Source organism: Thermopirellula anaerolimosa (genome assembly GCF_054657335.1).
The window spans coordinates 2,646,061-2,660,186 of sequence record NZ_BAAHYX010000006.1; the positions used below are offsets into that span (position 1 = coordinate 2,646,061).

Consider the following 14,126-nt stretch of genomic DNA (forward strand, 5'->3'; position numbering starts at 1 on the left):
GCGGAGGAGGATTTCGCGTCGAGTCGCGTCCATTGCGATGGGAGACCGCGGTCCGGTGACCGAATGGTGGATGGTGGCGCCGCTGATGCTGACGATGGCCGCCCTGGCGGTTGCGTCGGGCTTCTTTTCGGCGAGCGAGGCGGCGTTCTTTTCGCTGCGGGCGGCGGACCGCGAAGCCATGGCCCAAGGCACCCTGGGCGAGCGGTTGGCCGTCGCCCTCCTCCGCGATTCCCAGCGACTCTTGACCGCGATCCTGTTTTGGAACCTGATCGTCAATTTCGCCTATTTCACGCTGGCTTCGATCGTCACGCTCCGCTGGCAGGCGTCCGGACGGGCCGACTGGGCGAGCGCGTTCGCCGGGGCGTCGGTCTTCGTCCTGATCCTCTTCAGCGAAATGCTGCCGAAGAGCCTGGCCCTGTTGGTCGCCCGACGATTCGCGGGCATCGCCCCATTCCTGCTTTCGCCCGCCGTACGCATCGCATCGCCGATCCTCGGTTTTCTGCAGAGAATTGCGGCGGCTTTGCTCCGCGTGCTGCGCCCCGGTTTTCGCCCGGAGCCTTATCTGCGATTCCGGGACCTGGAATTGGCGGTCACGCAGACGTATGGGCCGGCGGTGGCGCTCCAGCGAGAGTACGAAACCATTCAGAATTTGTTGCAACTGTCGGACCTGTCGGCCGAGGAGGTGATGCGACCCCGGACCGAGATTCGGCACCACCGTTCGCCTTTGACGCGGGAGCACATGCGAGCGGGGATACCGCCGAGCGGCTACTTCGTGATCTGCGACGACGAAGACGAAATCGTGGCGGCCCTGTCGCCCGAGACGTTGTTGCGGCACTCGCAAGCGATCCGCGCGGGGGAGGGCGATGAAGCCCGTCGGATCGCGGATTCGCAGCCCTCCGCGGCGATGGGTTTGGACCGCCTCGCCGAACCGGTGATCTACGTTCCCTGGAAGACCTCGGCGGGCGCGGTCTTGGAGATGCTTTGGCGCGAACGAAAGCCCGCGGCGGCGGTCGTCAACGAATTCGGCGAGACGGTCGGCCTGGTGACCGTCGATGACTTGTTGCGGCGAATCTTTGCCCCCCAGACCGGGCGCAGCGAGATGCTGTGGCGGCGGATGTCGATCCGTCGGGTGGGAGCGGGGGTGTGGCAGGTGACGGGTATCACCGGCGTCCGCCGCATTGGGAGGTTCTTCGGCCTGACCTTGCCCCCCACTCGCCATTTCACGATCGCCGGCGTGCTGCAAGAGCAATTGGAGCGGGTTCCGCGCGTGGGCGACGAATGCGATTGGGGACCGTTCCGACTCCGCGTCGTCCAGGTCCGCCGCGATAAGCCGGTCGTCGTGGAACTGCGACGGCGTTTGCAGGAGGACGAGGAGGCCGGTCCGTGATCGCCTTGGCCTTGATCCTGACCGCGGTCGGTCTGCTTTTGAGCGGCCTGTTCAGCGGATCGGAGACCGCGCTCTACCGCGTGGCGCGGCTGCGCCTGGAATTGGCGGCGAAGACCGGCGATCGCGTCATGACCGCCGTGGCCTGGATCGCCGCCCGGCCCTGGCTCTTCATCGGCACCGTACTAGTCGGCAACAACGTGGCCAATTACGTCTTTTCGATGGGCGTCATCCTGATCATTCACAACGCCGCGAATTTGCGGGGCGCGGCCGCGGAGACGGCGGCGGCCCTATTGGCGGCGCCGCTTCTCTTTCTGTGCGGCGAACTGTTGCCGAAACGGTTGGGGTTGGAGGCCCCGTTCGCCACGCTGCAACGGTTCGGCCCGCTGCTGATCTTTTTCGCCGTCCTCTTCATGCCGGTCTCGCTGCTGTTGTATCTTTGGAACCGTCTCTCGAAGGTCCTTTTTTCGGCGGCACCGGAGGACGTGCGATCCTTCATCGCCGACCGGGAGTTGCGCCGCATCTTGGACGAGGCGCGCGAGGCGGGGCTTTTGTTCGACGTTCAGCGGGTCTTGGCCGCCCGACTCTTCGCCGCAGCGTCCCAGCCGATTACCGCGCGAATGCGGCCCCTCGCGGAGTTCCCGATCGTGCCCTGGAACGCGCCCGACGGGGAGATCGAAGCGGCGATGCGACCGGATCCGCCCTTCGTGCTGCTCCGGCACCCGAAGCGGAGACGCCGGCCCGCGGGTTATCTGTCCGCCGTATCCGTCTTGCTGCGGCAGGGAGAGACCGACCAGGTGGAGCGTCGCTCGCTAATCCGCGTCCCCGCCGATGAAACGGTGATCGAGGTGCTGACGCAGCTCTATGAATCCGGCGAGCCGATCGCTTTGGTTCAGGACCGCGCAGGCTCGACGCTGGGGGTCGTCCTGGAAAGCGATCTCCGCCAAGCACTTTTGGCGCCGGAAGAAGCTCGGCAGTCGGCCGAGTCGGTGCACGACGCCGAAGCGAGTGGAATCGCCTCGCGGTGATGAGTCGGGCACAAGGGCGACGGATGCCCGGGGGCGTTAGGCTGCTTGGAACGGCGCTGGCGGCTACTTGTGATAGCCCAGCGAGCGGATCACCGCCAGCAATTCTTCGTAGTTGATGAAGCGGCGATGATGCCGGAACTTGTATTCGTCGACGGCGCGTCCCAACTCGCGGGCCTCCGGGGAAAGCTCTTCGTAGCTGTTGGTGAATTGGCGGCGTTCCATCGCCTGCCCGGGATGGGCGTTTTTGCGGCGTTCCACGAAGACGGGCGTCTCTTGCGGTGCCGCCGCGTTCAGCGGTTCCGAGGTTCCGGCGGGGGCGGCAAACGAACCGCCGTCGTCGCAAGCGGTGTATTCCGGGGCGGGATGCATGGCGTGATCTCTCCGAAGAGTCGGCGGCGAGGGATTTCCCGAGCACAAGGCTGCCCGCGGCGGCGCCGTCGCGGGACCGGCGAGGGAGATTGCGCCAACCGGCGTCTATGCAACCATACGCCATAAAACGGCGGCGGCGCCATTCCGGTAGGCCGTCCCAGCGGATTGCGACCCGCCGCAGGTCTGAACAATCGGTGCGACCGCAATTTTCGGCAAGCCCGCTTCAACGCATGCAGTCCAATGTGTGCCGATTCCTGCGGTGGGACTAGGGGCGGGCGCGAGGACGCTGTTTTGGAAGCAGGGGAGAGATGACGGTTACGGCGACGGCGGACCCCTGCCGGGAGCGGGGAGCAGCGGAATCTCGATGGCCGCGTGACGCCCGACCTCGCCCGTCCCGATCCCCTGCACATATACCCAACCGTCGTGCACTTCGACTTGATAGGGTTCGCCCGTCCAGGGATTGATCGGGGTCTGCGCGGGCGGTTCTTGCAGGGCCGTCCGCACGGCGAGGAGCCATGCCTCCAAATTGGCGCGGTCGCGAGCCTGGATTTCGTGCCCCGGCGGGACCTCCGGCAAAAGCACGCGGCACGATACGATGGGCGGTGTTTCGCCGGCCAAGGCGGTCGTCCATTCCGTCGCCAAACGATCGAGTTCGGCACGTCGTTGGGTATAGGGCATGGCGCTGATCTCGATGACGCGAGCCATCGCCCGAACAAAGTACAGGGCGTCGGCGTCGGCGTTTTTGCGCGTTTGTTCCACCAGCGACTTCATGTCGTAATGCTCTTGGAATTCGGCGACTTCCTCGTTCGTGAGGATGTCGTAGAGTCGCCCGCGCTTGGCCGTTTCCAAGGCGTGCAGTCCCAGCGCGCGAAATCCGATCCAGGCATCGGCGTCGGCGGGCCACACGGCGATTTGTCGCCGCAGTTCGTTCAAGACGCGGAGCATGTCATCGCGGTGGAGGGGCTTGCTCAACACGACCTCTTGCAGCATGTTGAGCGCGGCGGCGCGATGCCGTGCCGCCGTGAAACGGACCTGCGGATGCTTGCAGGCGGCCAAGGCCGCCGCCAGTTGCAACTGCGAGATCACGGAATCGGCGGCTTCATTCGTCCTGCCTTCGCCGGCGGCCTCCAAGGCGAACAAGGCCTCCAGTCTCATAGCCGCCGCAACCTGGTCCAGGAATCCCAGATCGGCCGCGTAACCCGCCGTAAAGCGGACGGGAAACACGCACGTCGGTCGCCGCAACGCGCGGCGGACCGAGATCCGCTGCGGTTCGAATCGCTCGCGGAAGGCTTTCGCCCCGCGAAGGGCGTCGGGATGGGCGTCCGGACCGCCGCCGGCGGAGAGATACTGCTCTGCCTCGGCAAGGATGCCCGGCAGGCGATCCGCGGGGAAGAGGTCCACGAACACCGCTGCCAGGTTATCGTCGGGCGGGGGCAGGGCTTCCGTCAGTTGCCGCGGCAAGCCCTTTTCCTCCTCGATCCGCGCAATCTCTTCGCGCAGCGTCACCAGGGGCGTCCCGCGCAGTTCCGTCAATTCGCCGATCCGCTCCACCAAGGGGACCGGCTCTTGTTCGGGAGCCTGGGACCGGGGGCACCCGACACCGACGAGCGTGGCGACGACCGCCGCGGCGAAAAGCGGTCGCGCCGTCGCGGAGGGGAACGTGGGGCGGAGGGCGGCACGCCGTGCCGCTTGCGGCGTTTCGCCGTATTTCAGCGGGTTCGGTTGCATGGTGGAGCGCTCCCGGTTTTCCAACGTCCCCCCGAGGGCCGTCCTCTGCGTCGAATCGGCGCCGCGGGGGACGGCGCATCACTGCATCATTCCAACAAAAACTCGCCGCGGGCAAAAGTGCCGACGGCGAGTTTCAGGATGCGATATCGGAAAACGAGGTGCGTGAACGCCGCCGCGCGAAGGCTCAGTTCGCGGACGCGGAGGCGGAGGATCCGCCGTCGCCTCCGGAGACTCCCGCCGCTTCCGGCAGGTGGTCTTGCAAGACCTCGGGCGGCAGTTCCTCGGGTTTCCCCGTGACGCCCTCGAAGGCCAATTGGCGTTTGCCGCCGACTTCCTTGACCCGGACGATGATGGTGTCCTTCCCTTCGAATTCGCCGCGGAGCAATTCCTCGGACAGCGGGTCCTCGATGTAGTTCTCGATGGCGCGGCGAAGCGGTCGCGCTCCGAAGTCGAGGTTGCTGCCGCGTTTGATGATCAACTTTTTCGCCTCGTCCGTGAGCACCAAGGCCAGATTGCGCTCGGTCAAGCGATTGCGGACTTTGGCCAGTTCCATCTCGACCACGTCGCCCAAATCCTTCTGGGTCAGGTGGCGGAAGACGATGATGTCGTCCACGCGGTTGAGGAATTCCGGGCGGAAGACCTTCTCGATCTGCTCGATGACCCGCTGCTTCATGCTCTCGTAACTGGCGTCGTCGTCGGGCTTTTGGAACCCGAAGGCGGATTCGTTCTTGATCGCCTCGGCGCCCGCGTTGGTGGTCATGATCAAGATCGTGTTGCGGAAGTCCACGTTGCGGCCGAAGCTGTCGGTCAGCCGGCCTTCCTCCATGACCTGAAGCAACATGTTGAAGACGTCGGGATGGGCCTTTTCGATCTCGTCCAAGAGGACCACCGAGTAAGGCCGGCGGCGGATCTTTTCGGTCAGTTGGCCGCCTTCCTCGTAGCCCACGTAACCGGGAGGCGCACCCACCAACCGGCTAACGTTGTGCTTCTCCATGTACTCGCTCATGTCGATCTGGATGAGGGCGTCCTCATCGCCGAACATGAACTCGGCCAAGGCCTTGGCCAGCAGGGTTTTGCCGACGCCCGTCGGCCCGGCGAAGATGAAGCACCCCACCGGACGCTTGGGGTCCTTCAGTCCGCTGCGACTGCGGCGCACGGCCTTGGAGATGGATTTGATGGCCTCGTCCTGGCTGACCACGCGGCGATGCAGTTCCTCCTCCATCTTCAGCAGGCGGAGCGAGTCCTCGGTGGTCATGCGGGTCAAGGGGATGCCGGTCATCTTGGAGACGACCTCGGCCACCACTTCGGCGTCCACCACGCCGTCCGTGGAACTGGATTTCTCCCGCCATTCGCGCATCATGGCGGACTTTTTCTTCTTCAGCTTGTCGGCCTGATCGCGGAGTCGGGCGGCCTTCTCGAAGTCTTGGTTGGCGACCGCTTCCTCCTTTTCCTTGTTCAGGCGTTCCACTTCCTCGTCGATTTCCTTGAGGTCCGGCGGTCGGGTCATCGACTTCAAATGGACCCTGGCCCCCGCCTCGTCCACCACGTCGATCGCCTTATCCGGCAGGCAGCGGCCCGTGATATAGCGACTGGAAAGCTCCACCGCCGCCTCGATCGCGTCGTCCGTGATCTGCACGTGGTGGTGCTTTTCGTAGCGGTCGCGGAGTCCGCGGAGGATCGCCACGGTCTCTTCCTTGGTGTTCGGTTCGACCATGACCATTTGGAATCGCCGGTCGAGGGCGCTGTCCTTCTCGATGTACTTGCGATACTCGTCCAGAGTGGTGGCGCCGATGCACTGAATCTCGCCGCGAGCCAAGGCCGGTTTGAGGACGTTCGAGGCGTCGATGGCCCCCTCCGCGCCGCCCGCGCCGACCAGGGTGTGCAATTCGTCGATGAAGAGGATGACGTTCTGCGCTCGGCGGACCTCGTTCATGACCGCCTTGATGCGTTCCTCGAATTGGCCGCGGTACTTGGTGCCGGCCACCATCATCGCCAAATCGAGCACGACGACGCGGCGCTCGAGCAAGATCTCGGGCACGTCGCCGCGGACGATCCGCTGGGCGAAGCCCTCCACGATGGCCGTCTTGCCGACGCCCGCCTCGCCCAACAGGACCGGATTGTTCTTGGTCCTGCGGCAAAGGATCTGCATGGTCCGCTCGATTTCCTTTTCCCGGCCGATGACGGGATCGAGCTTGCCCTGCCGCGCGAGTTCGGTCAGGTCGCGACCGAAGCTATCCAGGGCGGGGGTTCGAGAGCGACTCGGCTTGGCCGTCGGGTCCTGAGATTCCTCTCCGGCCACACCGGCGCCGGGCGTTCGCTCGGGCGTTTCCGCCGCCTCGCTGCCGTGACCCAGCAGATTCAGCACCTCCTCGCGAACATCCTCGAGCTTGAGTCCCAAGTTCATCAGAACCTGAGCGGCGACGCCCTCCTGTTCGCGAAGCAGACCCAGCAGGATGTGCTCCGTGCCGACGTAGTTGTGGTTCAGGTTGCGCGCTTCTTCGGTGGCGTATTCCAGCACTTTTCGCGCGCGCGGCGTGAGCGGCAACCGGCCCATGGTGACCATGTCCGGCCCGCTTTGTACCAGCTTTTCCACTTCCAGGCGGATCTTGCGGAGGTCCACGTCCAGGTTGCGCAGGACGTTGGCGGCGACGCCGCTCCCCTCCTTGATCAGGCCGAGCAGTATGTGTTCCGTGCCGACGTACTCATGATTGAATCGCTGCGCCTCTTGATTGGCGAGCTGAATCACTTTTCGGGCACGATCGGTGAATCGTTCAAACGGCATGATTGTCAACCTCTCCTTCCCAATCGCCGCGTCCCGTCCGGCATCCAAACGACCGTTCGAGATCGGCGTGATTTGCTTCTCGATGTCCCGGAAATTCCCGCCCCCGAACGGTGCGACCCGCCGCAATCTCCCTTGGGCTTCAGGGCCAGGATCTGGTCGAGGGCGTCCCGGGTGAGCGGCACCCCAACGCGATGGATCGGGCGACCACGGCCCGCCGCTCGTGTTTTGTCGTGGATTCTTCTACCCTCCAAGCAAATAGTATGCCATGCAGGGAAATAAGCAAGTCGCCGCGAAAGCGGCCGTTCGCACCACGGAAGCGGCACATTTGTGGCGTTTCGGCGCGTCGTTGCCTCCGCCTTGGAACGGCGATCAGAGCTGCGGTCGATCGGCGTGCCTCAAGGCCTGCCAAAACGGCAGCTTTTGTCGCGATCACCTCACGTTCGTCGCTTCCCGATTCGATTGCACTTGCGCCTTTAACCTAGTTTTTGGTTCGGCTTGTCCGTTGACGGGAAGGCGTCACGACACGGGCCCCCGCCGCTCCCACGCAATTATAGCGGATAGTTTGCGGTCCGGTGATGCCAATATCCGGCAGGCGGGCGCGGTCCGGTCGCCTTTGCCGTCTCATCCGATTGGGGGCGGCGTTCACTCGCTGGGGCGCTTCCTCTTCGATTGGGCCGACTTTCCGGCGGACTTCTTGGCTTGCGTCCCTCGCTTCGCGGATCCGCCGGCGGCTTTCTTCCGCGTTGGCCGGGGTGTGGTGGACAGCGGTTCGCGGGTCTTGCCGCTCTTGTGCTTCTTCCAGTCGAAGGTGCGGAGGGAGTCGCCCAGGGTGTTCGGCCCCGGGTTCCCTAGGTGTTCGAGCAAGCGCAGGTCCAATTGCCGCCGCTCCAGATCAACGCGGGCGACGGCGACTTTCACCAAATCGCCCAATCGGTATTGCCGTCCCGCTCGATGCCCGGTCAAGCTGTGCGTGGCGCGGTCGAAACGGTAATAGTCGTCCGTCAGCGATTCGATGTGGACCAGGCCTTCGGCGGGCAAGGCGATTCCTTGCACGAACATGCCGTAGCTTTCCACGCCCGTCACCACGGCGTCCATTTCCAGGCCGATGCGTTCGCCGAGATAGGCCAGCAACTTGAGTCGCACCAACTCGCGCTCGGCCATTTCCGCCCGTTCCTCGCGGGACGAGCAATGCTCGCCCAATTCCACCAACTCTACGGGATTGATCCGCGGATTCTCGTCCAACAGCAGGGCATGGACCAGGCGGTGGACGGTCAGGTCCGGATAGCGGCGAATGGGCGACGTGAAGTGGCAGTAGCAATCGCTTGCGAGGGCGAAATGTACTTCTTCCCGCGGACTGTAAACGGCGCGTTGCAGCGTCCGCAACACCGCGTAATGCACGGCGTATTGCTGGGGCGTGCCTGTGAAGTGCTTGAGAATGCGCTGCAAGCTGAAGCGGTCCTCCAATTGGTCGGCGGAAAAGCCCAACCCATCCAGGAACTCTTGCAGGATTCGCAGTTTGCGCAAGGACGGCGGTCGATGGATGCGGCGGAGGAAGGGCCAACCGCGGGCGTAGAGCGTTTCCGCCACGGCCTCGTTGGCCGCCAGCATGAACTCCTCGATCATTTGATGGCTCTCGGTATTGGGCACCACATGGGCGCCCATCACGTGCCCGCCGCGGTCCAGGTCCACCTTGACCTCCGGCATGACCAGTTCCAAGGCCCCGCGACGCATCCGCCTGGCTCGCAGCAAGGCGGCCAACTCGCGCATCCGCATCAATAGGTCGGCGACCTTTCGGCCCAATCGCGGCGTTTCTCCGTCGGGGTCGGCCAGAAAGGCGTCCACCTGCTCGTAGGTCAACCGCTTGTCGCTGCGGATCGCCGATCGCCGCAGGGCGACGTCGGTCTTGATGCCCTCGCCCGTGAATTCGATGTACGCGCTGACGGTCAGTCGCACCTTGCCGGGCTGAAGGCTGGCCAGGCCGTTGGAGATCAGTTCCGGCAGCATGGGGATCACGCGATCCGGCAGGTAGATGCTGGTGGCGCGGTCGCGGGCCTCGCGATCCAGCGGCGAACCCGGTGCAACGAAATGCGACACGTCCGCGATGTGCACCCCCAAACGCCACCCGCCTTCCGGCAACCGTTCCAGCGAGATGGCGTCGTCGAAGTCGCGGGCGTCCTCGGGGTCGATCGTGATTGTCAGTTCGTTCGTGGCGTCGTAACGGTCGGGCGGGACGATTTCCTGGAACTCCGCGGCGCGAGCGCGGGCGTCGGCCAAGACCTCGGGCGGGAAATCGCCGGGCAGATTGAACTCTCGCAGGACGGTCAGGGTATCCACGCCGGGCTTGCCCAGCGGTCCCAAGACCTCCACGATCACCCCTTCGCCGCGGCGATAGTGGTTGGGAAAGCGGAGCATCTCGATGACGACCTTGTCGTCGGCGCGGACGCTTTTCGCCCCGGCGTCGCCCACAAAGATCGGCTGCGCGAAGACCGTGCCGTCCACCTGGACGTAGCCCATGCCTTCCTCTTCGAAGTACGTCCCCACGAATCGCGAGGTCTGCCGCTCGAGGACTTCGACGATTTGACCGGCAGGCCCCAGGCCGCGCCGCTTGGCGCCGCCGCGGTGGGCCAACCGCACGCGGACCAGGTCGCCGCTGGAGGCATCCCCGCTCCATTCCGGGGGGACGTAGATGTCGTCTTCCTTTCCGGCCCCCTCCGGCGCTCCTCGCGGACGCACGAATCCGTAGCCTGCTTCGCGGCGGCGAAAGACGCCGATGATTTCGGCGGCGGGCTTCTTGTCTTCGCCCTTTCGCTTTCCCGCCAAATACACCAGGTGCCCCGTTCCGAACTCCAAAAGCCCGGCCGAGACCATCCGCTTGACCGCCTTGCGGACCAGATGCGACTCCTCCGACGGTACCTTCAGTAGTTTGGCGATGGCCTTGGGCTTGACCGCCTGATAGCCGGGGGCTTGCACCAGCTCCAAGATCGCGCGTTCCAAATCCTGCAACACTTGTTTCATGACATGACCTTCGTAAAAGAGAGAATTCCCGCCCCTTCGGCATGAGCTTGATCGGGTTGCGCGTCCAAGCGCGGTGCGCAGCGCCGCCTCGGCCGAGCTTGGCAACCAAGATAGCAAATGCACCGATCCGCCGACAGACGACCGAATGCGGAGAGTCGGACTCGATGAGGAAACTCGGGCGGGATAAGAGTGAACTCCAAGGAACTCGATGAAGACTTGGCTCATTATCGCCGACGTGGGCCAGGAAAACAACTCCACCCGAACCGATTCGGCGATCGTGCGTCGCCGGCGGCGTCCTCGGCGGGGCGCGCGATTCAGGCGGTTTGCGTGCCGCTCATCTCGGGCGCGGCGATGCGTGCCGATCGGCCGATCCACTCCGCCGCCTTACCCAGCAGCGTACGCGCGTCGCAAGGTTTCGAGAGGTAGTCGTCGCAACCGGCGGCCCGGCATTGCTCGCGATCCTCCGGCATGGCGTGCGCCGTGAGGGCGACGATGGGGGTGGTCACTCCGGCCTCTCGCAGTCGTCGCGCGGCCGTATAGCCGTCCATTTCCGGCATCTGCATGTCCATGAAAATCAGGTCGAAGGCCTTGTCGCCGGCGCGGTCGCCTTCCTCCGGCGATGCGTCGTGTCCCAACACGCACTCGCAGGCGATTCGGCCGTTCTCCGCGATCGTCACCTCGGCGCCCGCCCTCCGCAACAGGAACGCGAATAAGCGTTGATTGTCGGGACCGTCTTCGGCCAACAGAATCCGGCAACCGGGCGGCAGCGTGGGAAGCGGACTTTTCTTGCCGTCGTCGGACGATGTCCGCTTCGCGCCGTGCTCGGACACCTCGGATAGACTCCGCCGCAAGGGGACGCCTTCCAGCGGACCGGGGTCGATCGTCACGGTGAAGCAACTCCCCTTGCGCGGCTCGCTTTGCACCGAAATGTCGCCGCCCAGCAGACGCGCCAATCTGCGACTGATGACCAGACCCAAACCGGTCCCGCCGAATCGTCGCGAGGTCGAATCGTCGCCCTGGCTGAAGGGTTGGAATATCCGCGACATCTGCTCCGGCGTCATGCCGATCCCCGTATCGCGGACTTCGAAGACCAAGCGCGGCGGGCCGGCCGCGTCCGACTTTAAACCGACGGTCAAGACGACCTCGCCCACCTCGGTGAACTTGATCGCGTTGGCCAGCAGATTGATGAGAATCTGCCGCAAGCGAATGGGGTCGCTGTGGATCGTTTCGGGGAAGGCGTCGCGAACTTCCACGGAGAGCTTGAGATTCTTTCCCGATGCAGGCACGCGCATGAGGGCGAGGACGTCGCCGATCAGTTCCGCGGTCGCGACGGGTTGCCGAGAGATCGTCATCTTGCCCGCCTCCACTTTGGAGAGGTCCAAGATGTCGTTGATGAGTTGCAAGAGATACTGTCCGTTGCGCCGGATGGAGTCCACGGCATCGAGATGGGCGGGGTCGGAAAGCGAACCGGCCAAAATCTCCGCGAAGCCGAGGATGGCATTCATGGGCGAGCGGATTTCGTGGCTCATGTTGGCGAGGAAGACGCTCTTGGCGCGGTTGGCCTGGTCGGCGGCCTCTTTGGCCGCGGCCAAGGCCTCCGCCGTCCGGCGCAGTTCCTCTTCGGCCGACTTCCGCTGCGTGATGTTCGTCAGGACCAATAAGACGCGGCGATCTCGCCCCAGCGCGACGGGGACCGCGCTGAGCGAGAACCAAAAACAGTGTCGTTCGCCGTGAATTGTCAGTTCGCGCTCTACTTCGCAGTCGTAAACCGGCGTGCTTGTCTTTAGCGCGGTATTGATGGCGTTACGAATCGGGCAATCCTTGCATGCGTTTCCCGTCCCGCAACCGCCGGGCGCCGCCGCCGCGTGGACGCAACACAATCCGTCGCCGGGTTGGCGACCCAGCCATTCGGCTTGATCCGTGCCGACCAAACGCTCGGCCACTCGATTGATGTGTTCTACCGCCCCGTTTTCAGCCAACAGAATCATGGCGGCGGGTGCCGCGTCGAGAATCGCGCGGAGCGTCTCCCCCTCCAATCGCCTCATTTCACTCTGTCGGCGGAGATCCTCCTCGCGCCGCTTGCCGTCCGTGATATCGACGAAGACTGCCGCATAGCGATCCCCGCCCAAAGGGTGAATATGCGCATCGTAATATCGCTTCAGCGGTTCGAAATAGTCTTCGTAGTGGGTGGCAATGCCGGTCTCCATTGTGCGGCACACGTGGGCGAAATACGAGGTTCCGCGAAAACCGGGAAACACCTCGGACAGCGGTCGGCCCACCACCGACTCCACATCACGTCCCGTGTGGCGTTCGAAGGCTGGATTGGCTTGGAGGATCACGTCGTCGATGGGGTGTCCGTTCGCATCTCGGATGAGTCGATGGAAGGCGATGGCCGCGACCGCGTCGTGAATGAGCAGGCTGTACATCGATTGCCACTCTTTCTGAAGAGCGGCAAGGCGGTACCCGTTGCGCTGCGCGAAAACGAATATCATCGCGAAGGCCGCCAGGAGCGCGGCGGCGTAGCCCAGCGCGGCGGGGGTGGGGTTCAGCGCGGCGGGGACCGTGATCAACAGCACGGACACCAGCGCCACCGCTGAAATGATGATATCGCAGCGAGTCCACGACTCGCGGGATTTGCCGGCGTGCCCTACGACGCTGGTTTTCATGGCAGGACTTGGAGGTGATCCACAATATCGGTTTTCCGATCAAAGCGGAATCTTGTGCGGGTCGTCCGCACTGATCCAAAGAACCATAGCTCACCGAATGAGGGCCTTGGGGAAAGATCATTCCAGCTTCTGCGATTTCGCCCGCTTTCGCGCGAGACACTTTTGCGAAAAGGCGCGAGTTCGACGCAGCACTCGACATCCCACCCGAACCCGCCCTCGTCTTGCGTTCCTCCGCGCGTACATCGGCAGGATCGGTTGGATGGATTGTGGCGACGGTTCGGTCGCTCCCCTTCCTTGGACGGGGTGTCACTCGGATGTTGTCTCGGCGGCGTGCCCTTGATAAAGTGAACGGCAGTGGGTCTTGTGGACGGGTCGCCGATCGGGTAAACGCCTCGCCGGCGAATCGAGGACCGGAGGCGCGCTTACCCGGCAGCGGCGGCAAGACGCGGCATACTCGGCCCCGCGCGTGCGGAGCGGCGAGCGCGAATTCCTTTGGCTGAAAAGGTGCCGGAAGTGAACTCTGCTATTTTGCAGCGACCCACGCTGGTGCTGAACCGCGACTGGCAACCCATCCATGTCGCCACGGTGGCCCGCGCCTTGGTGATGGTCTATCAAGGGACCGCCCTGATCGTCGACCCCGACGACTTCAGCATGTACACCTGGTCGGATTGGACGGAATTGGCCCCCGTGGACGGAGATCCGTTCATCCAATCGGTGTCGTTGCGACTGCGTGTGCCCGAGGTGGTCGCCCTCAAGGAGTTCGATCGGGTACCGTTCCACAGTGTGCCCTTCAGTCGCCGCAACCTATTCAAGCGGGACCACAACACCTGCCAGTATTGCGGTCGTCAATTGGCGGCAGAGTTGCTGACCATCGACCACGTCATTCCCCGGGCCAAGGGTGGGGAATCGACCTGGGAGAACTGCGTGCTGGCCTGCACGGATTGCAACCGCCGCAAAGGTTCCCGCACTCCGGAAGAGGCGGGCATGAAACTCCGCCGCAAGCCGATTCGGCCCAAGTGGCGGCCGCTCTATGCGGCGCGGGAAATCCGCGTCGAAAGCTGGACCCGCTTCGTGAGCGAGGCTTACTGGAACGTCACGCTGGAAAGGTAGGTCCGGCGTCGTCGAACGCCTTCGATCGTCCGCGCTCGAACCGG

Annotated in this window: 8 protein-coding genes; 3 read left to right on the forward strand and 5 right to left on the reverse strand. The window is 64.2% G+C overall.

The window, feature by feature from the left end:
- The first annotated feature begins 55 nt into the window (after positions 1–55).
- Positions 56–1,387, forward strand: a complete 1,332-nt coding sequence (locus ACYQ6J_RS15555) for a CNNM domain-containing protein (protein ID WP_460185105.1) — start codon at positions 56–58, stop codon at positions 1,385–1,387.
- Positions 1,384–2,412 carry a CNNM domain-containing protein gene (locus tag ACYQ6J_RS15560; protein ID WP_460185106.1) on the forward strand — a complete coding sequence of 343 codons (1,029 nt, stop codon included), beginning with the start codon at positions 1,384–1,386 and terminating at the stop codon, positions 2,410–2,412. The genes ACYQ6J_RS15555 and ACYQ6J_RS15560 overlap by 4 nt, the downstream gene beginning before the upstream one ends.
- 63 nt (positions 2,413–2,475) lie before the next feature.
- On the opposite strand, the gene ACYQ6J_RS15565 is transcribed toward ACYQ6J_RS15560, so the two are convergent.
- The 5 genes from ACYQ6J_RS15565 to ACYQ6J_RS15585 all read right to left on the reverse strand — a co-directional run bounded on the left by ACYQ6J_RS15565 (position 2,476) and on the right by ACYQ6J_RS15585 (position 12,972).
- Positions 2,476–2,781, reverse strand: coding sequence for a hypothetical protein (locus ACYQ6J_RS15565; RefSeq protein ID WP_460185107.1), 306 nt, complete (start codon positions 2,779–2,781; stop codon positions 2,476–2,478).
- A gap of 315 nt (positions 2,782–3,096) precedes the next feature.
- Positions 3,097–4,509: a hypothetical protein gene (locus ACYQ6J_RS15570; RefSeq protein ID WP_460185108.1), complete on the reverse strand. Its 1,413-nt coding sequence runs from the start codon at positions 4,507–4,509 to the stop codon at positions 3,097–3,099.
- A 184-nt stretch (positions 4,510–4,693) separates the two neighbouring features.
- Positions 4,694–7,291 carry an ATP-dependent Clp protease ATP-binding subunit gene (locus tag ACYQ6J_RS15575; RefSeq protein ID WP_460185109.1) on the reverse strand — a complete coding sequence of 866 codons (2,598 nt, stop codon included), beginning with the start codon at positions 7,289–7,291 and terminating at the stop codon, positions 4,694–4,696.
- A gap of 642 nt (positions 7,292–7,933) precedes the next feature.
- The gene (rnr, locus tag ACYQ6J_RS15580) at positions 7,934–10,306 is read right to left on the reverse strand and encodes a ribonuclease R (RefSeq protein ID WP_460185110.1); all 2,373 of its coding nucleotides are present in this window, start codon (positions 10,304–10,306) and stop codon (positions 7,934–7,936) included.
- A 314-nt stretch (positions 10,307–10,620) separates the two neighbouring features.
- The gene (locus tag ACYQ6J_RS15585; RefSeq protein ID WP_460185111.1) at positions 10,621–12,972 is read right to left on the reverse strand and encodes an ATP-binding protein; all 2,352 of its coding nucleotides are present in this window, start codon (positions 12,970–12,972) and stop codon (positions 10,621–10,623) included.
- A 513-nt stretch (positions 12,973–13,485) separates the two neighbouring features.
- Between ACYQ6J_RS15585 and ACYQ6J_RS15590 the strand changes: the two genes are divergently transcribed.
- Entirely contained in the window at positions 13,486–14,082 is a 597-nt protein-coding gene (locus ACYQ6J_RS15590; RefSeq protein WP_460185112.1) for an HNH endonuclease, read from the forward strand.
- Positions 14,083–14,126 lie beyond the last annotated feature (44 nt).